Origin of the sequence: Lachnoclostridium phocaeense (genome assembly GCF_959599685.1) — a bacterium.
Taxonomy (GTDB): domain Bacteria; phylum Bacillota; class Clostridia; order Lachnospirales; family Lachnospiraceae; genus Claveliimonas; species Claveliimonas monacensis.
Map to the genome: position 1 here is coordinate 1 of NZ_CAUGIN010000039.1, position 24,570 is coordinate 24,570.

Consider the following 24,570-nt stretch of genomic DNA (forward strand, 5'->3'; position numbering starts at 1 on the left):
TATTTACCACAATGACACTCCCAGTCCTTGCTGGGTCCGAAGATGCGCTCACAGAACAGGCCGTCCTTTTCCGGTTTCAGCGTCCTGTAGTTGATGGTCTCGGGCTTTGTTACCTCGCCCCTGGACCACTCAAGTATCTTTTCCGGTGACGCCAACCCGATCTTGATGGCGTCAAAGGTCATTGTCTGATAGGTTTGTTCCTTTTTTGTTTCCGGCATACTGGCACCCCTTCCTAAAATTCATCGTCTGATATTTCGTTAAACTCTATACCCAGATCGTCGTCTTCATAGCTCTCGTCGCTCTCAGACTCTTCCACATCCACAAGCTCCTCGCCCTGGAATTCCTGGGCTGTGTAGCCGTGGTCTCCCAGATTCTCGTCATCACCCCGGTACTTCCGGTCTTCGTTCATCAGTGAACGGAAATCGGTCTCGCCCATATCGACAGACTCCAGGATCTCCACCTCTTCGTTGTCGCGGAGTACGCGCACATCGAGGGCCAGTGACTGCAGCTCTTTGAGCAGTACCTTGAAGGCCTCCGGAATACCTGGCTCCGGAATATTCTCCCCCTTGATGATGGCTTCGTATGTCTTCACACGTCCCACCACATCGTCGGATTTCACTGTCAGGATCTCCTGCAGAGTGTAGGATGCACCGTAGGCCTCCAGAGCCCACACCTCCATCTCTCCGAAACGCTGGCCGCCGAACTGGGCTTTTCCTCCAAGAGGCTGCTGGGTTACCAGTGAGTAAGGACCGGTAGAGCGGGCGTGGATCTTATCGTCTACCAGGTGGTGCAGTTTCAGGTAATGCATGTGTCCGATGGTAACCGGGCTGTCAAAGAATTCTCCGGTACGTCCATCGCGCAGGCGCACTTTTCCGTCTCTGGAAATCGGCACGCCCTTCCACAGTTCTCTGTGATCTCTGTTGTCGGACAGGTACTGGAGCACCTCCGGCAGCAGTTCTTCTTTATGTTTAGCCTCAAACTCTTCCCAGCTTAAGTTCACGTAGTCATTTGCCAGGTCAAGTGTGTCCATGATGTCGTTCTCGTCCGCACCGTCAAAGACCGGTGTGGCAATGTTAAAGCCAAGCGCCTTGGCAGCCAGTGACAGATGGATCTCAAGCACCTGTCCGATGTTCATACGGGAAGGCACGCCCAGAGGGTTCAGCACGATGTCCAGAGGACGTCCGTTTGGCAGGAACGGCATATCTTCCACAGGAAGCACGCGGGAAACGACACCCTTGTTTCCGTGACGTCCGGCCATCTTGTCACCCACGGAGATCTTTCTCTTCTGAGCGATGTAGATGCGGACTGCCTGGTTTACGCCAGGTGACAGCTCGTCGCCGTTCTCTCTTGTGAACACTTTAGCGTCCACTACGATACCGTACTCGCCGTGAGGCACTTTCAGAGATGTATCTCTTACCTCTCTTGCCTTCTCACCAAAGATGGCGCGAAGAAGTCTCTCCTCTGCTGTCAGCTCGGTCTCTCCCTTTGGAGTCACTTTACCTACCAGGATATCGCCTGCGCGGACCTCCGCACCAATGCGGATGATTCCTCTCTCATCCAGGTTCTTCAGGGCATCATCGCCCACGCCCGGGATGTCTCTTGTGATCTCCTCGGGTCCTAACTTGGTGTCGCGGGCCTCAGCCTCGTACTCTTCTATATGAATGGATGTGTAAACGTCGTCCTGTACCAGTCTCTCACTTAAGAGAACAGCATCCTCGTAGTTGTAACCTTCCCATGTCATGAATCCGATCAGAGGGTTCTTTCCAAGAGCCATCTCGCCGTTGGATGTGGAAGGTCCGTCTGCAATGACCTCGCCTTTCTCCACTCTGTCGCCTTTGAAGACAATGGGTCTCTGGTTGTAGCAGTTGCTCTGGTTGCTTCGCTGGAATTTAGTCAGCTTGTATTTTTTCAGTGTGTTGTCATCCTGGCGAATGGTAATCTCATTGGATGTGGATCTCTCCACGATACCGCCCTCTTCTGCCAGCACACACACGCCTGAGTCAACGGCAGCTTTTTCTTCCATACCTGTACCAACCACCGGAGCCTCTGTCATAAGAAGCGGAACGGCCTGACGCTGCATGTTGGATCCCATCAGCGCACGGTTGGCGTCGTCGTTCTCCAGGAAGGGGATCAGGGCTGTCGCCACGGAGAATACCATCTTAGGAGACACGTCCATGTAGTCGAACATGGTGCGCTCGTACTCCTGTGTCTCCTCGCGGTAACGACCGGATACATTCTTGTGCACGAAATGTCCCTCTGCATCCAGGGGCTCATTCGCCTGTGCTACATGGTAATTATCTTCTTCGTCCGCTGTCATGTAGACAACTTCATCCGTAACTCTCGGGTTTTTCGGATCGGACTTATCGATCTTGCGGTACGGAGCCTCCACGAATCCGTACTGGTTGATCCTTGCGTATGTGGCAAGGGAGTTGATCAGACCGATGTTGGGACCCTCAGGGGTCTCGATGGGACACATTCTTCCGTAGTGGGAGTAATGTACGTCGCGGACCTCGAAACCTGCACGGTCTCTGGAAAGACCTCCCGGTCCGAGGGCGGACAGACGTCTCTTGTGAGTCAGCTCACCCAGCGGGTTGTTCTGGTCCATAAACTGGGACAGCTGGGAAGATCCGAAGAACTCTTTCACCGCAGCGGTCACCGGTTTGATATTAATCAGGGACTGGGGAGAGATACCCTCCAGATCCTGTGTCGTCATTCTCTCGCGGACAACTCTCTCCAGACGGGACAGACCGATTCTGTACTGGTTCTGCAGAAGCTCGCCCACAGCACGGATACGGCGGTTGCCCAAGTGGTCGATGTCATCGTCATTTCCAAGTCCATACTCAAGATGGATGTTATAGTTAATGGAAGCAAGGATGTCTTCCTTTGTAATATGCTTCGGGATCAGGTCGTGGATATCCCTCTTGATGGCGCTCTTGAGCTCATCGATATCCCCGGCGGTCTCCTCCAGAAGGCCTGCCAGGACAGGGTAGTATACCAGCTCTGTGACGCCCACTTCCTGGGGATCAATGTCCACGATGGACTGAAGATCCACCATCATGTTGGAGAGGACTTTTACTTTCCGCTCCTCCTCCGGCTTGTCGATCCACACATAAGGAATAGCTGCGTTCTGGATCGCATCCGCCATCTCTCTTGTCAGCTTTGTGCCCGCCTCAGCGATCACTTCACCTGTGATGGGACTCACTGCATCCTCAGCCAGCACATGGCCTGCGATGCGGTTTCTGAGCATCAGCTTCTTGTTGAATTTATAGCGTCCGACTTTGGCAAGGTCGTAGCGTCTCGGGTCAAAGAACATGCTTGTGATCAGGCTCTCTGCGCTGTCCACTGCAAGCGGCTCGCCCGGACGGATCTTCTTGTACAGTTCCAGAAGACCTTCCTGGTAGTTGGTTGCAGCATCCTTCTCAAAGCTGGCCAGGATCTTGGGCTCCTCGCCGAACAGCTCGATGATCTCAGGATTCGTTCCGATACCGAGGGCGCGGATCAGCACAGTGATCGGCACCTTCCTTGTTCTGTCTACACGCACATAGAAAACGTCATTTGAATCTGTCTCATATTCCAGCCATGCTCCCCGGTTTGGAATGACAGTGGAGGAAAACAGCCTTTTGCCCAGCTTGTCATGCGCAATGCCGTAGTAGATACCAGGCGAGCGCACGAGCTGACTTACGATAACTCGCTCTGCACCATTGATCACAAAAGTTCCTGTCGCTGTCATCAGCGGCAGGTCACCCATGAATATCTCATGTTCATTGATCTCGTCTGTCTCCTTATTATGAAGTCTTACGCGCACCTTCAGCGGAGCAGCATAGGTGGCGTCCCGCTCCTTGCACTCCTCGATCGAGTACTTTACGTCTTTCTCGCACAAGGTGAAATCCACAAACTCCAGACTGAGATGACCACTGTAGTCTGTGATCGGAGAAATGTCATCAAATACCTCCTTTAACCCCTCGTCAAGGAACCACTGGTAGGAGTCTTTCTGGACTTCTATCAGATTGGGCATCTGAAGCACTTCTTTCTGTCTGGAATAACTCATGCGTGAATTTTTTCCACTTTTAATAGGACGAATTCTGTTTTTCTCCATATGACGTTTCACTCCTCGTTTATTTTTTGTGAGGTTTAACCGAGCAAACCCCCGTTTTTATTACACTCTCGCACATTGTGCCATGATTCATGACACAGTTTTTCATAATGATGCACCCTATATAATACAACAAGCGTCAGAACCTTGTCAAGGATTTTTTAATTCCGGACGTAACCCTTTTGAAAAGGGTTACGTCCGGAATTAAGTCAACTGGTGTCCCGTTGTACATCCATACCCGTGCAATTGTGTCCCACAGGGCAAAAAAGGCCGCTCGCGGAATTCCTGTCACAGAACCCGCAAGCGGCCTTTATTTTTTACGCACAATTTATCATGTTCAGATTTACACTGTGAACAAACAAATTATTTAAGGTTAACCTCTGCACCTTCGCCCTCAAGTTTAGCTTTGATCTCCTCAGCCTCTGCCTTGGAAACGCCCTCTTTGATAACCTTCGGTGCGCCGTCAACAAGCTCTTTAGCCTCTTTCAGGCCAAGACCTGTGAGCTCACGAACAACTTTGATAACCTTAACTTTGGATGCGCCTGCTGCTACAAGCTCTACATCAAACTCATCTTTCTCCTCAGCTGCTGCAGCTCCGTCTCCGCCTGCTGCTGCAACTACAACGCCTGCTGCTGCAGATACGCCGAACTCTTCTTCGCATGCTTTAACTAACTCGTTTAATTCTAATACTGATAACTCTTTGATCGCTTCGATCATTTCAGCTGTTGTTAACTTAGCCATTTCATTGTCCTCCATTTAATTTCTTTTCATTACTTTTATAGTCTTTACTATTTTTATGTTCCGGTCTGCTGTCTACTCAGCCGGTGTCTCAGCTGCCTCTGCTGCGGGAGCTTCCTCAGCTGCAGCCTCTGCGCTCTCCTCTGCGGGAGCGGCCTCTCCACCCTGCTCTGCGATCTGCTTGATAACACGAGCAAAGTTTGTAATAGGTGACTGCATGCTTCCAAGCAGTCTGGAGAGAAGTTCTTCTCTTGACGGGATCTTAGCCAGCTCAGTCAGCCCGGCTACGTCATATACAGTGCCCTCAACAACACCGCCTTTTAACTCAAGAGCCTTCGCATCTTTAGCGAACTTGCACAGGATTCTTGCCGGAGCTGTCGCGTCATCTTTAGAGATAGCGATCGCGCTTGGGCCTTCCAGATGCTCTTCCAGAGCTGCAAACTCTGTTCCCTCAAAAGCTCTCTTCATCATTGTGTTCTTGCAGACTTTGTAGATGATCCCTGCTTCTCTTAACTGTTTACGGAGCTCTGTGTCCTGTGCAACAGTTAATCCGCGGTAGTCAACCAGAACGACTGACTCAGCGCCTGTGATGTCATCAACAATTGCCTGAACGATAGGCTGTTTTAACTCAACTTTTGCCACGAATGGTGCACCTCCTTGTTAGATTTTTGGTTCTTGCACCGCCGACAGATTTATGGCTGAATAAAAATACCCTCCGCATCCAAAGACACAGAGGGTTAGAAATTCATACACACGTACTAAATCTATTCTTCCTCGGCAGGCGTTTTCATACTTACGCTTTTCAGCACCTGCTGTCTTCGGCAGTTACCATTGTAATTTAGCATGTTTCTCGTTTTTTGTCAATATCTTTTTTCATTCTGCCAGATCATTCTGCCAGATCATTCCGGCACGTTTTATCTCTATTTTATATAATCTATAGGACCTATATAATCCCTATGACAGCTCCAGCTTTCCTGTGTACAGCTGATAGTAGGTTCCCTTCAGAGCCAGCAGATCCTCGTGAGTTCCTCTCTCAATGATCCGGCCGTGCTCCAGCACCATGATGGCGTCGCTGTTCCGGATCGTGGAGAGCCTGTGGGCAATGACAAATACCGTGCGCCCTTTCATCAGGTTATCCATACCCTTCTGCACAATGCTCTCCGTGCGGGTGTCAATGCTGGATGTAGCCTCATCCAGGATCAGCACCGGCGGATCTGCCACAGCAGCTCTGGCAATAGCCAGGAGCTGGCGCTGCCCCTGAGAGAGTTCCTCTCCGTCGCTGGTGAGCATAGTGTTATAGCCCTGGGGGAGCATCTGGATGAACCGATCCGCATGGGCCAGTTTTGCCGCGTTGTACACTTCCTCGTCCGTGGCATCCAGCTTTCCGTAACGGATATTGTCCATGATAGTTCCCGTAAACAGATGGGTATCCTGAAGCACGATCCCCAGGGAGCGGCGCAGGTCTGCCTTTTTGATCTTGTTGATATTGATGCCGTCATAGCGGATTTTTCCATCCTGCACGTCGTAGAACCGGTTGATCAGGTTGGTAATGGTGGTCTTTCCCGCGCCTGTCGATCCCACGAAGGCCAGCTTCTGCCCCGGCTTCGCATAGAGTGTCAGGTCGTGGAGCACCATGTGGTCCGGTTCATATCCAAAAGACATATCAAAGAACCGCACATCGCCTTTCAGCTCCGTATATGTGACAGTGCCCTCTGCCTGGTGAGGATGTTTCCAGGCCCACATGCCGGTGCGCTCTTTGCACTCCTCGATGGTGCCATCCTCTTTCTTTCTTGCATTGACAAGAGTCACATACCCTTCGTCCACCTCCGGGGCCTCATCCATCATCTTAAAGATGCGCTCTGCACCCGCAAGAGCCATGATGATGGAGTTGAACTGCTGCGCCACCTGCATGAAGGGCTGCGTAAAGCTCTTTGTAAACTGCAGGTAGGAGGCCATAACGCCCAGCGTGATATTTCCAATGCCCATAATGGAGAGAAATCCACCCAGCACAGCTGTCAGTACAAACTGCAGATTCCCGATATTTCCGATGACAGGTCCCATGATGCTGGCAAATGTATGGGCGTTTGAAGCACTCTCGAAGAGCTTTTCATTGAGCACATCAAATTCTTCCTCTGATTTCTTTTCATGGTTGAAGACTTTCACCACTCTCTGGCCGTTCATCCGCTCTTCTACAAATCCCGTGATATTGGCCAGGTCCAACTGCTGCCGGATGAAATATTTCCCGCTGTTACCTCCGATGAACCTGGACACAGCGATCATCAGAAGGATCACCACAATGGCCAGCACCGTCAGGATGGGGCTCAGCACAAGCATAGCGATGAACGTGACCACGATCATCAGCGCAGACATGAGCACCTGGGGGATGGACTGGTTGATCATCTGGCGCAGCGTATCTGTATCGTTCGTGTAAAGACTCATGATGGAGCCGTTTGTATTCTGGTCAAAATAGCGGATCGGCAGGGTCTGCATGTGTTCAAACATCTCATCTCTGACCCTTTTAAGCACACCCTGTCCGATGATGACCATGGTCCTTGTGTAGAGGAAGGTGGACACTACACCCATCGCAAAAATGCAGCACAGCACAGTCAGTGCCATGTACAGCTCAGAAAAATCCGGATCCTCACGCCCGATCAGGGGAATGATAAAATCATCCAGCAGATAGCGCAGGGATAAGGAGACAGAGATGCTGGCAATGGAGCTGATCAGGATGCACAGCAGCACCAGCACAAACTGCGCCTTATATGTGCTCGTCACATAGCCAAGGAGTCTTTTTGCTGTCTTGATCGTGTTCTTGGTCACTTTGGGTTTTCCATTTTTACTCATTGTCATTTCCTCCTTTCACCTGTGATTCGTATACTTCCCGGTAGATCGCATTGGTCTTCAGAAGTTCCTCAGATGTTCCGATACCATCGATCTTTCCATTGTCCATGACAATGATCATGTCAGCGTCCTCCACAGAGGAGATCCTCTGGGCAATGATGATCTTTGTGGTATCCGGGATCTCCTCCCTGAAAGCCTTGCGGATCAGGGCGTCTGTCCTTGTATCCACCGCGCTGGTGGAGTCGTCCAGGATCAGGATCTTCGGTTTCTTCAGGAGGGCTCTGGCGATACACAGTCTCTGTTTCTGTCCGCCGGACACATTGTTTCCTCCCTCTACGATCATGGTGTTGTATCCCGCCGGGAACTCACTGATAAATCCGTCAGCCTGGGCCAGCTGGCACACTCTCCTGACCTCTTCATTGCTGGCGCTCTCATCTCCCCAGCGGATATTTTCGTAAATACTTCCCGTGAAAAGCACGTTTTTCTGGAGCACCATGGACACCTGATCCCGGAGTTTTTCCAGATTGTATTTCCGCACATCCTGGCCGCCCACCTTCACACAGCCTCTGGTCACATCGTAGAGCCTTGGGATGAGCTGCACCAGAGTGGACTTGGCGCTTCCGGTGCCGCCGATGATGCCGACAATCTGTCCGCTCTTAATATGAAGGTTCACATCCTTCAGAGACAGGTTGCCGTCCTCCCCTGCATAGCTGAAGTCCACATGTTCAAAATCAATATCCCCGTTCACCACCTCTGTCAGGGCATCCTCTTTATCCACCATCTCCGGCACTTCCTCAAGCACCTCTTTGATACGGTCAGAAGAAGCCTCAGCAATCATGATCATGACAAAGACAAAGGATACCATCATCAGGGACATGAGGATCTGCATGGCATATACCATGATACTTGTAAGCTCACCTGTCATCATATTTCCAAGCACAATGTCCTCTCCTCCAATGAGAACAATGAGGAGGACCACTGTGTACATGACAAAGTTCATAACAGGGGAGTTCCACGCCACCAGCTTCTCAGCCTTTGTGAACAGATCAAACACTTTCAGGGAAATCTTGTGGAACTTCTCATTCTCGTGTTCCTCCCGCACATAGGCCTTTACCACTCTGGCAGCATTTACATTCTCCTGCACTGTGTTGTTCAGTATATCATACTCGTCAAACACCTGGATAAAATGAGGGTGCGCCTTCTTTGCGATAAAGATCAGAACGCCTCCCAGGATGGGGATCGTAATCAGCATGAGAAATGCGATCTTCAGGCTGATAGTGGCTGTCATGATCCAGGACAGCACCACCATGATGGGAGCTCTCGCCAGCATACGGATACTAAACATAAATGCCATCTGCACGTTGGTGATATCTGTAGTCAGCCTCGTCACAAGGCTGGGTGTTGAAAAATGATCAATATTTCCAAATGAAAATTCCTGGATCTTATAAAAGATGTCATGCCGCAGGTTCTTGGCATAGCCGGCAGCCGCGACAGCAGCCACCTGCCCCGCTTTTGCGCCAAACGCAAGCGACAGCATAGCCATGATGACAAGGACGATGCCCATCTTTATAATGTAGTCCATATTTCCTTCCATGATTCCGATGTCAATGATATTGGCCATCAGAAGCGGGATCAGTACTTCCAGCAGCACCTCCAGCGTCACCAGTACAGGTGCCAGGAACGCCTGCTTCTTGTACTCCCGCACAGATTTCAGTAGTTTCCTATTCATCTGACTCTCCCTTTCTTTCCATACTTATTTCCTTTTGCTTTTCCCCGCAGGACAGATTGGAGGATATCTGCTTGAGCACTTCTATGAACACGTCCATATCTTCCTCCGAAATTCCTCTTCTTAAGCGCGCTTCGCTCCTGCGGATGTTTTTCAACAGGTCTCCCCGAAGCTTTGCCGCTTTTTCCGTCGGCACAATGCGCTTCAGCCTGGCATCCTCCTTCACCGGCTCCCGGTAGAGATACCCTTTTTTCTCCAAAAGTTGAAGGATTCCCGTGGCCGTGGACCTGCGGACCTTGAACTCCTTCTCCAGATCCTTCTGGAACAGATCCCTGTGCATGGTTTCAAGCAAAATAAAATGCAGAATGTGTTTCTGCATGTTCGTTAGATCGTCCGCCTGCCGGTCCGTACAGGACATCTGTCTCTTCAATTGATGGGAAACACGGTTGATCCACTTCCCTGCATCTTCCGACATAACTCCATCCTTTCCCGTTCCCCTTTTTTGTTGTTCGGTTGCTAACAATTCGGGAACTAACAATATATTATATACCAATACGATGTATTGTCAACACATACTTTTCAAAAAGCCTGCTCAAAAAAAAGCCCGCCGCCCGAGAACTCTGTGTCCTCAAAAGCGGCAGACTTTCTATATGCGTCAATTCGGGCTTCTGATTAAGCCAGCTTAACCGGGTTAAGCTTCACGCCAGGTCCCATTGTAGAAGTAAGTGTCACGCTCTTTAAGAACTGACCCTTAACAGCTGCCGGTCTGGCTTTGTTGACTGCATCAATAAGCGTCTGGAAGTTGTCTGCAAGCTGCTCCTCGGTAAAGGAAGCCTTACCGATCGGCACATGGATAATGTTTGTCTTGTCAAGTCTGTATTCGATCTTACCAGCTTTGATGTCCTGGATAGCCTTTGTAACGTCCATTGTTACTGTTCCGGCCTTCGGGTTCGGCATCAGGCCTTTAGGTCCAAGTACACGTCCGAGACGTCCAACAACACCCATCATATCTGGTGTAGCAACTACAACATCGAACTCAAACCAGTTCTCGTTCTGGATCTTCGGGATCAGCTCGTCGCCTCCTACATAGTCAGCTCCTGCTGCCTTTGCCTCCTCAGCCTTTGCGTCTTTTGCAAATACAAGGATGCGGACTTTCTTACCAGTTCCGTGAGGCAGTACAACGGCGCCGCGGATCTGCTGATCAGCATGACGTCCGTCACAGCCTGTTCTGATGTGAGCCTCGATGGTCTCATCGAATTTTGCCACTGCTGTCTTCTTTACTAAAGAAATTGCTTCATCTCTGTCGTAGAGTGTTCCTCTCTCGATAGCTTTTGCAGCTTCTGTATATTTCTTTCCTCTTTTCATTTTAAAAAATACCTCCTTGTGGTAATGTCGGGATAACCCTCCCACTTACTGTTCCTGTTGACTCAAATCGCTCTACTCTTCTACTGTAACACCCATGCTCCTGCATGTACCTGCGATCATGCTCATAGCTGCCTCAAGGCTTGCTGCATTCAGGTCAGGCATCTTTGTCTCAGCGATCTCCTGGAGCTGAGCCTTTGTGATCTTTGCAACTTTCTGTTTGTTCGGCACACCGGAACCGGATTTCAGATTGCAGGCCTTCTTGATCAGGACTGCTGCCGGAGGTGTCTTTGTAACGAAGCTGAAGCTTCTGTCGTTGTAAACGGTGATTACTACAGGAATGATCAGATCTCCCTGGTCAGCTGTTCTGGCATTGAACTGCTTTGTGAACTCAACGATGTTAACTCCGTGCTGTCCAAGTGCAGGTCCGACCGGAGGAGCCGGAGTTGCCTTGCCGGCAGGAATCTGTAATTTGATATAACCTTCTACTTTTTTTGCCATTTTCATTACCTCCTTGTGGTATTGTCGGGACACATGTCCCTCCCACTACTGACTACAATTTTTTCACTTCAGCGAAACTTATTTCTACTGGCGTTTCGCGGCCAAACAGCTCAACATTGATGGTCAGGCTCTGCTTTGCGGCGTTGATGGACTGCACAACACCCACCGTATCCGCCCACGCACCGGCGATGACCTTGACGCTGTCGCCCACCTCGTAATCCACCACGTAGTTCTCGCGCTGGATGCCAAGGGGCGCCATCTCCTCGTCTGTCAGGGGAACCGGCTTGGAACCGGGACCCACAAACCCTGTCACGCCTCTTGTGTTGCGGACTACATACCATGTATCGTCATTCATGATCATGTGAATGAGCACATAGCCGGGGAACATCTTTTTCTGTGTCACTTTCTGCACCCCGTTCTTGTTCTCCACAACATCCTCCAGTGGAACCCGCACCTCCAGGATCTGCTCCTCCAGATGTCTGTTCTCCACTGTCTTGTCAATGTTGGCTTTCACTTTGTTCTCATACCCGGAATAAGTATGAACAACATACCATTTTGCCTCTGACATATAATCACCTTTCTTGCTTACAGTCCTATTAAAAAATCTATCCCATACTGTGCAACGAAGTCGATAATCGCGATGATGACTCCCAGCACTACGGATACGCAAACAACCGCTACTGTCTGTTTCGCAAGTGTCACTTTGTCTGGCCAGATGATCTTCTTGAATTCTGAGCTAAGACCTTTGAACCAGCTCTTCTTCTGAGTTTTTTCTTTACTCACGACATTCACTCCTTTTGCCAGCGACTATTTTGTTTCTTTGTGCAATGTGTGTGATTTACAGAATCTGCAGTATTTCTTGGTTTCCATGCGCTCCGGATGAGTTTTCTTATCCTTTGTCATGTTGTAGTTACGCTGCTTGCATTCTGTACACTCTAAAGTAATTCTTGTACGCACAACTTCCACCTCGCTTCATTTTCTTAATGTTGACGTGTTACCGGCGGTCCTGACCGGATGCCTAAATTTAGGCATAAAAAAAAGACCTGCTTCCATCGCCACAATAATATACCATAGTATGGCAGTGGAAGTCAAGTCCGTTTTTTCGCCCGTGTTTCCTAAATCCAGCTTTCTACATAGGTAGCCCTGATCAGCTCCAGGATGCAGACATACACCTTGTCCTTGACAAACACGTCATGGATCTCGCTCTGCATCTCAAGAAGCGCAGACTGAGTCTTGGGAGATGTCCGGTTGATCTCATCCGCCAGAAGCAGGTTGCAGAAGACGCTTCCCGGCTGGTAGACAAATTTCTCTTCTTCCCTTCTATATATAGAGAAGCCGGTCAGATCTGAGGGAAGCACGTCCGGCGTAAACTGCACCCTTCTGTAGGACAGCCCCATGGCCCTGGAAAATGCCATGGCAAGAGTGGTCTTTCCAACACCGGGGATATCCTCCAGCAGCACATGGCCTCCCGCCAGAAAGGCAGTCATGATCTCACGTATCCGATCCTCTTTTCCCAAAATCACCTGCTCCACCTGCCCGATCACGTCCCGGGCCGCCTGGGATCTCGCCTCCATTTTGCCATCCTCCCTGTCTGTTTTTAATCTGTGTCCTGTTTTCCTGGTTGCATTATAAACATACTCCTCTATCCCGCAGAAGTTCTTTTTAGTTTTGCAGTATGAACCCTGAGGTAAATATTTATATACGAAAAAGAGAAATACCAGCTCAGCTGATATTTCTCTTTCCTCTTTTTATTGAGAGGCGCAGACCGGATTTGAACCGGTGAATCGAGGTGTTGCAGACCTGTGCCTTACCACTTGGCTACTGCGCCGCAGTGTCCCGTTTTTGCGGAACACTCATATTATAGCAAACTCTTTCCTGTTCGTCAATGAAAAGTTTGACAATTTCTATTTTGCTTGTCTCCTTAAAATCCCATCTCATCGTTCACAAGGATGACTTTGATCCGCCCTTTCTCCTTGGAATACCTTGTCACCAGCACCTGGCAGCACACCGTATCCGGAGATTTACAGTTAGCGCACACGCCGGTCTTGGAGCAGGGTGTGTCCAGCCCAAACCTCTGGGCATTGATAGGAGCTGCCTCGTGTCTTGCCCGGGAAACAGCGTCCTCCACACTCTTCACCAGTTTGTTCATGCCCACGATCATAACCACATTGGCAGGCCCCCAGGAGATACAGGCCACTCTGTTGGCCGTGCCGTCCACATTGACAAGGACTCCGTCCTCTGTGATGGCGTTTGTGCTGCAAAGGAAATAATCGCTGGTAAAAATCTGGAGCTGAGTCTTTCTCTTCTCCTCCGGTGTCTTGCAGATATCCCGGTTGTAAACCGTATAATTTCCTGAACAGACAGCGTCCAGAAGCCCCATCTCCTTGATGGACATAGAACCGCCCCAGCCCACAGAGCTTCCCTCAGGAATCAGCTCCAGCGCCTTTTTCAGGGCTTCCTCTTTTGACTCTGCGTAATAGCCTTCCATGTTCCGGGACTCCAGCCCTTTGATCACTCTCTGCGCTGCCATTTCATTTCTCTTTCTTCTGTTCGGATCCATATGTATTACCTCCATTTTATTTTTATTATCTTCTATATATTATAGCGCACAACCGCCGCGCTGTGTACCTGCTGCCCTTTATCCTTTCAGATGCGGGCAAGGATCTCGTCCAGCAGCCTTGCCGCCACCTCATCCTTGCTCATGAGCTCCAGCTCCTTTTCCATGTCCGCCGTGATGATGGTCACCACATTGGTGTCTGTTCCAAATCCCGCTCCCTTGACTTTCAGATTATTGGCCACGATCATGTCCAGGTTCTTCTTCCTGAGCTTGGCGCGGGAATTTTCCAGCATGTTCTGGGTCTCCATGGAAAATCCGCAGAGGAACTGTCCGGGCTTTTTGCAGCTGCCCAGATAGCCCAGGATATCATCGGTCCTCTCCATATCGATAGCCATATCTCCGTCGGACTTTTTGATCTTCTCATCACTTGTCACAGCAGGCCGATAGTCCGCCACCGCCGCGGCCTTGATGATCACATCCATCTCCCCGCTTCTTTCCACAACTGCCTCGTACATATCTCTGGCAGACACCACCGACACCACATCCACAAACAGAGGGGGCTCCAGGGCTGTCTGCCCGGTCACCAGCGTCACCTCCGCTCCCCGCAGGGCACAGGTCTTCGCGATGCTATAGCCCATCCGCCCGGTAGAGTGATTGGTGATGTAGCGCACCGGATCGATCCGCTCCTGGGTAGGGCCTGCTGTCACAAGAACTTTCTTCCCCGCCATGTCCTTTTCAAAGGCGCAGGCCATGAGCACATACTGAAACAGGACATCCGGCTCCGGCATCTTGCCTTTTCCCACATCTCCGCAGGCCAGCCGGCCTGCTGCCGGCTCCACTACAGTCACCCCGTATTTTCTCAGCTTTTCCAGATTGTCCTGGGTCACCGGATTTTCGTACATCCTGGTGTTCATGGCAGGCACTACGATCTTTGGGCAGTCGCAGGCCAGCACGGTGGTCGTCAGCATATCGTCCGCAATGCCGCAGGCCAGCTTCGCAATGACGTTGGCCGTGGCCGGAGCGATGATCACCGCATCCGCCCGGGAAGCCAGAGAGACATGCTCTGTGCTGTACTCGTGGTTCCTGTCAAATGTATCTGTATGGCACCGCTGGTTTGTCAGCGCCTCAAATGTCAGTGGCGCTATAAACTCCCTGGCGTGTTCTGTCATGATCACCTGCACGTCCGCCCCCGCCTTTACAAGAAGGCTGGTCAGCCAGGCGCTCTTATATGCCGCGATCCCCCCGGTCACTCCCAGGATCACTGTCTTCCCTTTCAGCATATTGTAAAATCCTTCCTTTCATGCTATACTTTCCGCGTAATTGTATTATATCCCGACAGCGGGAATGATAACAAGGAGGAATTGAATAATGAAAGAAAAAAAACGTGACACCAGATGGATGGTCTGTGTTGCACTTATGGCAGCGATCGTCATCGTCCTCGCGAACACACCGCTTGGCATGATCCAGCTTCCAGTCATCAAGGCGACAACAGTACACATTCCGGTCATCCTCGGAGCTGTGCTCTTAGGACCACTGGCAGGCGGCATCTTAGGCGGCGTCTTTGGAATCTGCTCTCTCATAAGCAATACCATGGCACCGACCCTTTTGTCCTTCGCCTTCTCTCCCTTTATGAGCACCACCGGACTTCCCGGCGTTCTGAAAGCGCTCTGGATCTCCGTTGGATGCCGCATCCTCATCGGCGTAGTATCCGGCTGGCTCTGGAAGCTCTTCGAGAAGGTGCACTTAAACCAGACTATCGCCCTTCCCATCACCGGCTTTGTGGGAGCTATGGTCAACACCGTGACTGTCATGGGCAGCATCTACCTGCTCTTCGCCCAGCAGTACGCCCAGGCTCAGAACGTGGGCGTCACGGCCGTATGGGGCCTGATCATGGGGACCATCACTGCATCCGGCATTCCGGAAGCCATCGCGTCGGCCGTGCTCGTGCTGGCACTGGGAAAGGTCTTACTGAGATTTATGAAAAAAGTTATGATATAAGAACAGACAGTATAAGAGGGGATGCTCCGGGCACAAATGCCCGGGGCATCCCCTCTTTATGCTTTCACCTGTCTTCTCCCCTTACTGCGCCTGCCGCGCCGCTGAACTCGCAGTCCCCCAGCTTCTCCTCCGGCAGGCTGCAGGTCCTTCTCTCTTTCTCAACCAGCCGCTCCACAAAAGGTGTGGCCGGGCGGCGCAGAAGCTCCGACGGAGCAGCGTACTGCTGGATCTTCCCATGATCCATGACCAGAACCCTGGTCCCCAGCTTCAGCGCCTCCCCTATATCGTGGGTCACGAACAGAACGGTGATCTTCGTCTCCTGGTAGATCCGCAGAAGCTCCTCCTGGAGCTGTCCCCGGGTAATCTCATCCACCGCGCCAAAAGGTTCATCCATGAGCAGGATCTCCGGCGATGCAGCCAGTGCCCTGGCAATTCCCACTCTCTGCTGCTGACCGCCCGAGAGTTCCGCCGGATAGCGCTCCTTCAGCTCTTCGTCCAGCCCCACGATCTTCATCCACTTGGATACAGCCTCCTTTGTCTTTGCCCGGTTCCTCCCATTCAGTAGATCCGGCACATAAGAAATGTTCTGCTCCACTGTCATGTGAGGAAACAGGACGCTCCCCTGGATGGCATAGCCGATATTTCGCCTGAGCTGGGTCTGGTCTTTTTCCCGGATGTTCTCACCATCGATCAGGATATCTCCCTGGTCGGGATGGATCAGCCCGTTCACCATCTTGAGCGCTGTGGTCTTGCCGCATCCCGAGGAGCCGATGATGGTGACGAACTCTCCCCTGTCTACCTGGAGATCAAAATTCTCCATAACCACCTTTTCCCCATATGACTTTTTGATATTTCTAAATTCTATCAGTGTACTCATTTTGCATCCTCCTTACAGAAGTCCCCGGCTCTCAAGGAACTCTTCCGCCACATCTTCCGGCTCTCTTCCCTCTGTCTCCACCTGGTAATTCATGGAAGCCATGTCTCCGTCTGAAATAATCCCCGTCACCTGTTCAAAGATCTGCTCCAGTTCCGGGTGTTCCTGCAGCACTTCGCTGCGGACCACATTGCCGCACAGATAAGACGGATAGAACTGCTTATCGTCCTCCAGCACAGTCACATCGGAAGCTGAGAGTTGTCCGTCTGTGGTGAAGATCACCATGACATCGATCTGTCCCTGGTCTATGGCCTGGTACTTCAGCCCAATGTCCAGATCCATTGTCTCCTTGAAATGAAAGCCATAGGTGTCGCACAGAGCATCATAACCGTCTTCTCTCTCGAAGAAATCATACTCTGCTCCGAACACAAGCTGGTCCGAAACCCGGGCAAGATCAGAGTAAGTCTTCAGAGCATACTGCTCCGCGATCTCCCGGCGCACCACCAGGCCGTAGGTATTGTTGAACCCGTACATACCGGTCCACTCCATGGAAAGCTCGTCATTGTAAAACGCCTGCAGATCGTCAAACAGCTCCTCCGTGTACAGCCCTTCCTCCTTCATCACCATATTCCAGGCCGTGCCGGTGTACTCGGGATACAGGTCAAATTCTCCGCTCTCCATAGCCGGCTGGATGTTGGAAGTGCCGCCGCCTACCCCCTGGGTCAGTTCCACCTGAAGATCTGTATCCTTTTCGATCAGGATCTTCAGCATTTCTCCCAGCACATACTGCTCCGTCATTGGCTTTGTGGCAATGCGGATCGTATCCCCTGTCTGCCTGCCAGGCAAAGAAGTGATCAGCAGACAGGCACAGATCACTGCCGCGCCCGCCCCTAAGATCCGGTGGGTCTTCCTTGCCCTGGCGCTGCGCTTTTGCATCCTTTTTTCCACAAATCCCAGAATAAAGTCTACTACCAGTGCCAGCGCAGCGATCAGCACACTTCCGGCCATGGTCATGGCGCTGTTGTTCGTGGTGATCCCCCGGTAAATGGCAACGCCCAGCCCGCCGGCGCCTATAAAAGAGGCAATACCTGCAAGGGCAATGGTCATAGTCACCATGCTCCGGATACCGGACATGATCACCGGCATCGCCAGAGGCAGGCGTACCTTTATCAGGATCTGCATCCGGGTGCTCCCCATCCCTTTGGCCGCCTCCAGAATAGCCGGCTCCACGTTCACAATTCCCGTATGGGTGTTCCGCACCATGGGAAGAAGGGCGTACACCGTAAGAGCAATGACCGCCGTCGCATTTCCCACACCAGAAAAGGGAATGAGAAATCCCAGCATAGAGATAGATGGAATGGTGTACAGAAAATTGATCACTGCCAGTGTGGGTTTGGCCGACCGGTCAAATTCACTGATCAAAATCCCCACAAGTCCTCCCAGCACCACAGCGATCAGAATGGCTGTCAGAGAGATCCCCAGATGTTCGGCCAGAAGTCCCAGAAAAAAGTCCTTTCTCTCCATTAAAAGTGTCCCCATTTGTCTTAGCATGTTTCTTCACCTCTCTTTACGATTGCTCCCACAGGGCAGTTTTCCCTGCACAGCCCGCAGTGCAGGCAGTTCTCCTGCCGGATCTTATAGAGAGCTGTCCCCGGCGCACTGCTGCCTCCTCCTTGCACCGTAAGTTCCGCCTTCCGGTCTATACACTTCTGCGGGCAATTCCGGCTGCACTTCCCACATCCGATGCAGGCTTCTGTAATAAAAAATCCTTTCTCCTCCAAAGGCTCATCCCCCAGGGAAAAGCAAAATCGCTGGATGGGCGACTTGCCAAGGTCAAAGAACTCTATCCGCCCGCTGTCCATGCAGAAAGGCTCCAGTATGTATCTGCTTCCCCCCGGATAGACATCGTTCATAACTGGATTTTCCTCAAAAATCCTGTCGATCCATCTCTTCTGTCCCCCCAGCTTCCGGGCTTTTCCCTCAAGCCGGACCATCTGGAAGGCCCGGTTCATCCCGGTCACAGCCACATAGCCGCCTTCTGTCAGCTCCCGGTAGAAATCCTTCCCCCGGGCCGTGCAGAAATACAGCCTTCCCTCTTCCACCAGCATGACATCGATTATACGAGCCCTGGGCCTTCCGTTTTCATCTGTGGTAGCAAATGTCACATCCTTAACACCTCTTAAAATCTGCAGACACTCCTGTGCGTTCATAAGATCCTCCTCCAAAATGTATTCTGAAATGCCTTCTGAAATTCTATCTAAAATGCAGGCCGATGTATCCGGCCCGGGTCCACGGTCTTCTGTACCCCTCTTTGATAGGATATCTCCGGATACCCGAATCCGATCATCATCCCGACATAGTGATCTTCCGGGATCTCCAGCATGGCCCTGATCCGGGGCATCCTTTTCAGGGCACCCAGGGGAAAGGTCAGCATCACAGCCCCCAGCCCTCTGGAGGCGCAGAGCAGTTCAAAATATGTTCCCGCTATCAGCACATCCTGCACCGGTTCGCCCTTTCCCAGCGGCGCATGTGGGATCAGAAGATGCGGGGCTCCGCAAAAAAGCATATCCGGACGCACGGTGGCGCGCCATCTCTTCATGTCCTCATAGGAATCCCGGTCAAAACCTTCCGGGTAAATCCCCTTTCCTGCAAGGATCTCCATCTCCTGAAAGGCTATCCGGCGAAACCGTTCCATCTTTTCTCTGTCATCGATCAAGGTGAACTCCACCTGCTGCTTATTGCCTCCATTGGGCGCATTAGCCAGCCTGCTGATCATATCCCAGATCATGCCCGGATCTACGCTGCGGTCCTGGTAGCGCCTGCAGGAGTGCCTGTTTGCGATCAGAGCGTCCATGACAGGAGACGCCTCATCCGCTTGCACCGGAGGGATGCTGTCCTTTGGGCAGTGCCCAAAGATGGAGATCGCCCCCGCCGGGCAGACCGCCAGGCAGTGTTCGCACTTCCAGCAGCCGCTCCATCCAAACTCCTGAAAGTCTTCTATCTGTACCCTGCCATCCTCTCCCATAGACAGGACGCCTCCCGGGCAGACCTTCACACACATGCCGCAGCCGGTACACCTATTTTTATCCACAACAAACTGTGCCTTATTCATACATTTCTCATCTCCGATTTATTTTCTGAGCTTATTTTATGAGTGAAGCGGCCTGCCTACAAGTACGCACTTTTTTGTGCCGTAGTTACCTGTCGGTAACTTTCGGGGCCGACTTATCACAGTTTTTAAGGTACAGTATATTAAGACAACCACAAAAAGGGCCTGTGAAAAAACGTGACTTTGTTTTTTCACAGGCCCTCTCTTCGCCTTCTCTGCCGGATGGTTTTACTGATCTGCCATTTTTCCGGTGACTTCATCGATGATATTCATGGCGTTTAAGGTACTAGGGATCTCTTAATATGTAGTTCACTCTTGTACTTGTGAACTCTTTCCCTGTATGTATCCTATAGCCTTTTTCATGGGAATGTCATTCTCGTTCTTATCTACCTGTTTCTTTGTAGATACTCTGTAAAAACAAATTCATTATACCGCGAAAAGCCGCCGCTTTTCCGGAGCTTGCGCACACTGCAGGAACTCCCCTTCCTCCCTATCAAAATGCATAGAAAAAACGAGGCAGTTAAGACCTCGTTTCCCCGATTACTATTGTTACTCAGGAAGCCGGTAATGTGTGTTCCGGCTTTTTCCCTCCTGAATGATCTGTCCATTTTCAACCATCTTCTTCAATAACCGTCCGCATGTTGTCTGACTGATCCCCAACTCTTTTTGTACATCTTTTCTTGTAAATGTACCCTGCTTTTTTGCCAGAGAAATTACTGCTTCCTCCTGATCGTCATCTGCCGGCTTGTTAACGTCCGTCTTCTTCGTCTCGGTCTGGACATTCAGATTCGGAAGAATGATCTTAAAAGCATTTTCAGAAGTTTCAATCTCAGGCTTTTTCCCTGTTTCCGAATAAGCCTCCCTTATTTTCCGCATCCCGGTTCCGTATGCTTCGATCAATTCCAGACGATAAAATATATTGGCCAGTTTTATATTTCGGCACACAGATATCCCCATCATCACATCATTCAGGGTAACTCCGCTTAAAAGCCCTCCAATGGAAGTAAACTCGATCCGGTCTGCATAAAGACTGACAAAGCTGCTGGCCCGGTAGGAATATTCACGATGGATAAGCAGATTCAAAAGTGCCTCCCTGACTGCTGTCTCCGGATAGTCTCTCTGATCGATCCGGTACAGCTTCTGGAATGAAGAATGGATCTGATTGCGAAAATCAATGTAATCATACACTTCGTCCATCTGCTGAAACAGGGAGCCGGAAAATTCTTTACGGTCTTTAAACTGGCTCTGGGTAGTTCCTTCAAAAGCGGCCACCTTGATCGTATGCACACACTGATCTGACAGCAGCAGCCCCAGATTTGTATAAACTCCGTCGTGCGTCATAATCCCCAGCGTTTTCATCTGTGCTTCGCCCAGAGGAAGATTCTTTTTGGCAAATTGCTTTTTTGCCGCTTCAAAAGTCAGCTCCTGATTTAAAGATCTCATATCCTCGAAATGATCTCCATCCGTTTCCTTGATCATCCGGCGGATTGCCGTATTAGTCGCCGGTACTGAGGAATACCCCTGCCGGACATAAACCCCTTCCGGACGCAGCCCCTTTTTTGCAATATAATAAGGGCGTTCCGTTCCCTGTTGGATATCGACTGCAACAATCTGCTTTCCGTCCTCATTTAACGTCTCATAATGTAAGAACATCGTCAGATCCGGCTTTATCGCATCCCGAACCATATTGCTGACCTGCAGGGCAGCTCCGTCCGGATCATCCAGTCCGATAACCGTTCCATCGTCCTGAACACCAATATATAATTTCCCACCTTCGCAATTTGCAAATGCTATAATTTCTTTTTTTATATCATCCACCACAACAGATTTTAATTCCACTGTTTCGCTTTCCTTAAAAACCATCTTATTTCCCTCCAAATTATTCTACTCACATTCTAACCTTTCTAACCATTCTTGTCAATCATTGGTTAGAAAAGTGGTTAGAATAGCCGAATAAAGGATAAAACTTGTGCCCCCAATCCATATACCATGATTTTGTCACGTATTTTATAGATTATACGTGACATATTCTAACCATTCTTTTCATTTTATGGTTAGAATAGAAAACTGACCACAACAGATTATATATTTATTGTTTTCTTTCAGGCACCCGGCGTACAGGTGGAAAGCGTCAGCACCTGATTGCTCCCGGTCACGGTCACATCCGTTTCGATCAGGGAAAAAGCTGCCGTTTTCCCATTTCATTCAATACCAAAAGACTTCCCTCCTTCTTGAAAAAAGGCACAAAAAAAGCCCAACAGTAAAACTTAAAATTTACCATCGGGCAACATACCGGAACCCATCCAGCAACGCAATTCCGGTTCATTTTTCGGTTAATAATCTAATGCCTGCTTTTTTCAGCAGACGGTTTATTTTGCCCCCGAGGGGCATGTTGCAAATTCAAAGCCCCCGATGGTCTTTGACTCTCGCGGCAGTCGCCAAATGGACATGCGAGCATGTCCGCTTAGCTCGTTGCTCTCGGAAATAAACAAAACCCGTAAACATTGAATTTACGGGCTTTTCAAGCTCCCCCTGTTGGACTTGAACCAACGACAACTCGGTTAACAGCCGAGTGCTCTACCGACTGAGCTAAGGAGGATTATCTGTCTTCATAACAGAAAATATATTATCACATATTCTGCACGAATTCAAGTATTTTGCCCTAATTTATTTCTATATGAAGACTTGTACATGTCGTATGCCGAGCAAATATCTGTCATTCAAACGCCTGGATCTTCTGCCAGTCAACGGGCTCCTTCATACGGCAGAGCACCGGATTTCTCTTTTCCGGGAACCAGATCTCCACATAGCTCCCGGACATACGAAATGTCGCGTCAGAAGAGGTAATCCCCTCCAGGTCACAGCCTCCCTGTTCAGAAAGCAGCGTGTACGTGTAGATCAGCCTTTCCGCCTGCAAAGAAGACAGATACCCGGACAGTCCGTCCAAGTCACTGATCTGGATCTCCTCCCCGTCTTTCGTAAAATAAACTTCTGAAAGGCTGTCCTCTGAAAGCCGGATAAGCTCTGCCAACGAGGTCCTGTCTGTTGAGACGCTGATCTTTCCCATACCAAGGACACTCAAAGCCATAACTGTAAACAGCATGGCAACCCCAAGCTTTTTCTTCCCTCCTGACACAGTCGCCCGCATGCGGTACCGCAGCGTCCGGGCTGAGGCCGAGAGGCAGGTCGTAAACCCACGTCCATCCCCCGCCGTTGAGAGGAGAAGCTCCGCATATTTCCGCCGTGTGACGGCATCCACCTTCTCCAGGACGATCTCATCACAGGAGAGCTCCAGATCATCCTGCGCCCTCCTGGCCGCCAGCCACACAAGCGGGTGTATCCAGCCAAGCGCCTTGCAGAACTCCAGGAAACATTTCGTGTGGGTGTCCCGTCTCTGCACATGGTGCAGTTCATGGCTGAAGATCAGCTCCGCCTCCTCTGCCCCATAAGCGCACTCCGGCAGATAGGTGACCTTGCTCTTCTTTCTCATCCCGATCGTGAGAGGTGTCCGGATCAGGCTGCAGTATCGCAGATCAACAGGGATGTGCATATCCAGATCACGCCTTACTTTCTCCCATATCTCCAGCAACTCAGGGGACAGGATCGGACGGGAATGCTGTCTCAGGCGGCGTGAAAACCAGATGTGGGAGCCGATCTTTGTCCCAAACAACACCAGAAATCCTGCCGCCCATACGGCAAGCAGCACCCGCAGGAGTATCCCCGGCAGGTACAGCACTGCGAGAGGCGGCTCTGATCTCATCAAGTATAGCATATGCGGCTGGTAAAACAGAAAAACCGGCACCAACCAGAGTACCGCACATGTTCTGGCTGTGTAGCGGCGTCTGAGCATAGGCAGCAAAAACATAAGCCCTGTAAAATAGACGCTCACAAACACAAAAATATCAATAAGCAGACAGAGACCATATTCCACCCCGTCATCAGAGCCATATACCCACAGATTGATCGCCGCGAAGAATATGATCATAACAGGAAACACAATAGGATCCAGCCACACTACCGCATGCTCCCTGTCTTCCATCCATGACGTCATCTTACTGTGCTCCGCATTCCACGATCTCCTGAACCCCATTGCCAGCAACGCTCCCAGAAACAGTGCCCAGAACATACGGTACATATACAGGATAAACACCTCTGACATACTACAGCCCTCCCTCCTCAAGAAGACGCCTCAGTTCCTCCAGCTCCTCCTTCGTAACTCCGCTGTCACAGAGTGCTGTCGCAAAGGACGCCACAGAACCATGAAACACCCTGTCCAGAAATGATCTGCTCTCCGCTGCCAGATACTCCTTCTCTGTGATCAGCGACTCATACAGGTTGCTCCTTCCCTCTTTTTTGAGAGATAGAAAGCCCTTTTCGCAGAGACGTGTCAGCAGCGTGAGAATGGTCGTCGGCGCCAGCGGATGTGTCTCCTGCAGGGCCTGTTCAATATCCACCCTGGAAACCGGAGCGGACTTCTTCCATATAATCTGCATAATCTCAAGTTCACTCTCCGGCAAACGCTTTATCTCTTCCATTACAGTTCTCGCCTCCTTCCTTCGCATATTGCTTCTACGTTTGTAGAATTATTATATTCTACAAACGTAGAAAAGTCAACAAAAAAAGAAGAGCTTCTATCAGCTCTTCTTAATCTATGTACCCTCAAAACCACATACAAGAAATCGCTCTATCTTACATCTCTTCTCCCGAACCTTATTCGGTTATGCCCTCGACCGATTAGTAACAGTCAGCTCCATGTGTTACCACACTTCCA

Annotated in this window: 22 protein-coding genes, 2 tRNA genes, 1 pseudogene and 1 other annotated feature; of the genes and pseudogenes, 1 reads left to right on the top strand and 24 read right to left on the bottom strand. The window is 50.6% G+C overall.

What is annotated here, in order from left to right:
- The 16 genes and pseudogenes from Q5911_RS13440 to coaBC form a co-directional block, all read right to left on the bottom strand.
- Positions 1-218: hypothetical protein (locus Q5911_RS13440; protein WP_303183532.1), on the bottom strand; the 218-nt coding region annotated here is incomplete at its 3' end.
- A gap of 14 nt (positions 219-232) precedes the next feature.
- The gene (gene rpoB, locus Q5911_RS13445; RefSeq protein ID WP_076779567.1) at positions 233-4,096 is read right to left on the bottom strand and encodes a DNA-directed RNA polymerase subunit beta; all 3,864 of its coding nucleotides are present in this window, start codon (positions 4,094-4,096) and stop codon (positions 233-235) included.
- A gap of 360 nt (positions 4,097-4,456) precedes the next feature.
- Positions 4,457-4,834 (bottom strand): 50S ribosomal protein L7/L12, encoded by a 378-nt coding sequence (gene rplL / locus Q5911_RS13450; protein WP_076779570.1) that lies wholly within the window; start codon positions 4,832-4,834, stop codon positions 4,457-4,459.
- A gap of 72 nt (positions 4,835-4,906) precedes the next feature.
- Complete coding sequence (rplJ, locus tag Q5911_RS13455; RefSeq protein WP_226395009.1) at positions 4,907-5,473, bottom strand: 50S ribosomal protein L10; 567 nt, start codon at positions 5,471-5,473, stop codon at positions 4,907-4,909.
- Between the two features lie 54 nt (positions 5,474-5,527).
- Positions 5,528-5,671 (bottom strand) — a sequence feature (ribosomal protein L10 leader region).
- 114 nt (positions 5,672-5,785) lie between these two features.
- Positions 5,786-7,675 carry an ABC transporter ATP-binding protein gene (locus Q5911_RS13460; protein ID WP_303183538.1) on the bottom strand — a complete coding sequence of 630 codons (1,890 nt, stop codon included), beginning with the start codon at positions 7,673-7,675 and terminating at the stop codon, positions 5,786-5,788.
- Complete coding sequence (locus tag Q5911_RS13465; RefSeq protein WP_303183540.1) at positions 7,668-9,401, bottom strand: ABC transporter ATP-binding protein; 1,734 nt, start codon at positions 9,399-9,401, stop codon at positions 7,668-7,670. Before Q5911_RS13465 ends, Q5911_RS13460 begins: the two co-directional genes overlap by 8 nt.
- Positions 9,394-9,873 (bottom strand): MarR family winged helix-turn-helix transcriptional regulator, encoded by a 480-nt coding sequence (locus Q5911_RS13470; RefSeq protein WP_303183542.1) that lies wholly within the window; start codon positions 9,871-9,873, stop codon positions 9,394-9,396. Before Q5911_RS13470 ends, Q5911_RS13465 begins: the two co-directional genes overlap by 8 nt.
- A gap of 197 nt (positions 9,874-10,070) precedes the next feature.
- Positions 10,071-10,763: a 50S ribosomal protein L1 gene (gene rplA, locus Q5911_RS13475; protein WP_076779581.1), complete on the bottom strand. Its 693-nt coding sequence runs from the start codon at positions 10,761-10,763 to the stop codon at positions 10,071-10,073.
- 72 nt (positions 10,764-10,835) lie between these two features.
- Complete coding sequence (gene rplK / locus Q5911_RS13480; RefSeq protein ID WP_076779583.1) at positions 10,836-11,261, bottom strand: 50S ribosomal protein L11; 426 nt, start codon at positions 11,259-11,261, stop codon at positions 10,836-10,838.
- A gap of 52 nt (positions 11,262-11,313) precedes the next feature.
- A complete protein-coding gene (nusG, locus tag Q5911_RS13485) occupies positions 11,314-11,829 on the bottom strand; it encodes a transcription termination/antitermination protein NusG (RefSeq protein ID WP_076779585.1) in 516 nt (171 codons plus the stop codon).
- A gap of 17 nt (positions 11,830-11,846) precedes the next feature.
- A complete protein-coding gene (secE, locus tag Q5911_RS13490; protein ID WP_303183546.1) occupies positions 11,847-12,044 on the bottom strand; it encodes a preprotein translocase subunit SecE in 198 nt (65 codons plus the stop codon).
- A 24-nt stretch (positions 12,045-12,068) separates the two neighbouring features.
- The gene (gene rpmG, locus Q5911_RS13495; RefSeq protein ID WP_076781083.1) at positions 12,069-12,218 is read right to left on the bottom strand and encodes a 50S ribosomal protein L33; all 150 of its coding nucleotides are present in this window, start codon (positions 12,216-12,218) and stop codon (positions 12,069-12,071) included.
- 209 nt (positions 12,219-12,427) lie between these two features.
- Positions 12,428-12,835 (bottom strand): annotated as a pseudogene (locus Q5911_RS13500) (AAA family ATPase); the annotation flags it as partial.
- Between the two features lie 182 nt (positions 12,836-13,017).
- Positions 13,018-13,089, bottom strand: a tRNA-Cys gene (locus Q5911_RS13505).
- A gap of 93 nt (positions 13,090-13,182) precedes the next feature.
- Complete coding sequence (locus Q5911_RS13510) at positions 13,183-13,821, bottom strand: lactate utilization protein (protein WP_303183552.1); 639 nt, start codon at positions 13,819-13,821, stop codon at positions 13,183-13,185.
- Between the two features lie 86 nt (positions 13,822-13,907).
- The gene (gene coaBC, locus Q5911_RS13515) at positions 13,908-15,098 is read right to left on the bottom strand and encodes a bifunctional phosphopantothenoylcysteine decarboxylase/phosphopantothenate--cysteine ligase CoaBC (protein ID WP_303183554.1); all 1,191 of its coding nucleotides are present in this window, start codon (positions 15,096-15,098) and stop codon (positions 13,908-13,910) included.
- Positions 15,099-15,186: 88 nt separating this feature from the next.
- Here coaBC and Q5911_RS13520 point away from each other — a divergent pair, with 88 nt between their 5' ends.
- Positions 15,187-15,816, top strand: coding sequence for an ECF transporter S component (locus tag Q5911_RS13520; protein WP_303183556.1), 630 nt, complete (start codon positions 15,187-15,189; stop codon positions 15,814-15,816).
- A 64-nt stretch (positions 15,817-15,880) separates the two neighbouring features.
- Here Q5911_RS13520 and Q5911_RS13525 read toward each other — a convergent pair whose 3' ends face one another.
- The 8 genes from Q5911_RS13525 to Q5911_RS13560 all read right to left on the bottom strand — a co-directional run bounded on the left by Q5911_RS13525 (position 15,881) and on the right by Q5911_RS13560 (position 24,334).
- The gene (locus Q5911_RS13525; RefSeq protein ID WP_303183558.1) at positions 15,881-16,693 is read right to left on the bottom strand and encodes an ABC transporter ATP-binding protein; all 813 of its coding nucleotides are present in this window, start codon (positions 16,691-16,693) and stop codon (positions 15,881-15,883) included.
- Between the two features lie 12 nt (positions 16,694-16,705).
- Positions 16,706-18,241 (bottom strand): ABC transporter permease/substrate-binding protein, encoded by a 1,536-nt coding sequence (locus Q5911_RS13530; RefSeq protein WP_303183560.1) that lies wholly within the window; start codon positions 18,239-18,241, stop codon positions 16,706-16,708.
- On the bottom strand, positions 18,235-18,900 hold the full coding sequence (locus Q5911_RS13535; RefSeq protein ID WP_303183562.1) for a 4Fe-4S binding protein: 666 nt from the start codon (positions 18,898-18,900) through the stop codon (positions 18,235-18,237). The genes Q5911_RS13530 and Q5911_RS13535 overlap by 7 nt, the downstream gene beginning before the upstream one ends.
- A gap of 47 nt (positions 18,901-18,947) precedes the next feature.
- Complete coding sequence (locus Q5911_RS13540; RefSeq protein ID WP_303183564.1) at positions 18,948-19,802, bottom strand: nitroreductase family protein; 855 nt, start codon at positions 19,800-19,802, stop codon at positions 18,948-18,950.
- Between the two features lie 546 nt (positions 19,803-20,348).
- Positions 20,349-21,662, bottom strand: a complete 1,314-nt coding sequence (locus Q5911_RS13545) for an RNA-binding domain-containing protein (protein WP_303183566.1) — start codon at positions 21,660-21,662, stop codon at positions 20,349-20,351.
- Positions 21,663-22,325: 663 nt separating this feature from the next.
- Positions 22,326-22,398: transfer RNA gene (locus Q5911_RS13550), tRNA-Asn, on the bottom strand.
- Between the two features lie 117 nt (positions 22,399-22,515).
- On the bottom strand, positions 22,516-23,958 hold the full coding sequence (locus tag Q5911_RS13555) for a M56 family metallopeptidase (RefSeq protein ID WP_303183569.1): 1,443 nt from the start codon (positions 23,956-23,958) through the stop codon (positions 22,516-22,518).
- 1 nt (position 23,959) lies between these two features.
- Positions 23,960-24,334: a BlaI/MecI/CopY family transcriptional regulator gene (locus Q5911_RS13560; RefSeq protein WP_303183570.1), complete on the bottom strand. Its 375-nt coding sequence runs from the start codon at positions 24,332-24,334 to the stop codon at positions 23,960-23,962.
- Between the last annotated feature and the right edge of the window lie 236 nt (positions 24,335-24,570).

Excerpts from the sequence above, each read along its gene's own strand:
- Q5911_RS13545 (WP_303183566.1), bottom strand. The coding sequence starts at position 21,662 with ATGGTTTTTAAGGAAAGCGAAACAGTGGAATTAAAATCTGTTGTGGTG.
- Q5911_RS13520 (WP_303183556.1), top strand. The coding sequence starts at position 15,187 with ATGAAAGAAAAAAAACGTGACACCAGATGGATGGTCTGTGTTGCACTT.
- rplA (WP_076779581.1), bottom strand. The coding sequence starts at position 10,763 with ATGAAAAGAGGAAAGAAATATACAGAAGCTGCAAAAGCTATCGAGAGA.
- Q5911_RS13540 (WP_303183564.1), bottom strand. The coding sequence starts at position 19,802 with ATGAATAAGGCACAGTTTGTTGTGGATAAAAATAGGTGTACCGGCTGC.
- Q5911_RS13510 (WP_303183552.1), bottom strand. The coding sequence starts at position 13,821 with ATGGATCCGAACAGAAGAAAGAGAAATGAAATGGCAGCGCAGAGAGTG.
- rpoB (WP_076779567.1), bottom strand. The coding sequence starts at position 4,096 with ATGGAGAAAAACAGAATTCGTCCTATTAAAAGTGGAAAAAATTCACGC.
- Q5911_RS13460 (WP_303183538.1), bottom strand. The coding sequence starts at position 7,675 with ATGAGTAAAAATGGAAAACCCAAAGTGACCAAGAACACGATCAAGACA.
- Q5911_RS13465 (WP_303183540.1), bottom strand. The coding sequence starts at position 9,401 with ATGAATAGGAAACTACTGAAATCTGTGCGGGAGTACAAGAAGCAGGCG.
- rplK (WP_076779583.1), bottom strand. The coding sequence starts at position 11,261 with ATGGCAAAAAAAGTAGAAGGTTATATCAAATTACAGATTCCTGCCGGC.
- rplL (WP_076779570.1), bottom strand. The coding sequence starts at position 4,834 with ATGGCTAAGTTAACAACAGCTGAAATGATCGAAGCGATCAAAGAGTTA.
- Q5911_RS13525 (WP_303183558.1), bottom strand. The coding sequence starts at position 16,693 with ATGAGTACACTGATAGAATTTAGAAATATCAAAAAGTCATATGGGGAA.
- Q5911_RS13535 (WP_303183562.1), bottom strand. The coding sequence starts at position 18,900 with ATGAACGCACAGGAGTGTCTGCAGATTTTAAGAGGTGTTAAGGATGTG.
- coaBC (WP_303183554.1), bottom strand. The coding sequence starts at position 15,098 with ATGCTGAAAGGGAAGACAGTGATCCTGGGAGTGACCGGGGGGATCGCG.
- Q5911_RS13560 (WP_303183570.1), bottom strand. The coding sequence starts at position 24,334 with ATGGAAGAGATAAAGCGTTTGCCGGAGAGTGAACTTGAGATTATGCAG.
- Q5911_RS13470 (WP_303183542.1), bottom strand. The coding sequence starts at position 9,873 with ATGTCGGAAGATGCAGGGAAGTGGATCAACCGTGTTTCCCATCAATTG.
- nusG (WP_076779585.1), bottom strand. The coding sequence starts at position 11,829 with ATGTCAGAGGCAAAATGGTATGTTGTTCATACTTATTCCGGGTATGAG.
- Q5911_RS13555 (WP_303183569.1), bottom strand. The coding sequence starts at position 23,958 with ATGTCAGAGGTGTTTATCCTGTATATGTACCGTATGTTCTGGGCACTG.
- Q5911_RS13530 (WP_303183560.1), bottom strand. The coding sequence starts at position 18,241 with ATGCTAAGACAAATGGGGACACTTTTAATGGAGAGAAAGGACTTTTTT.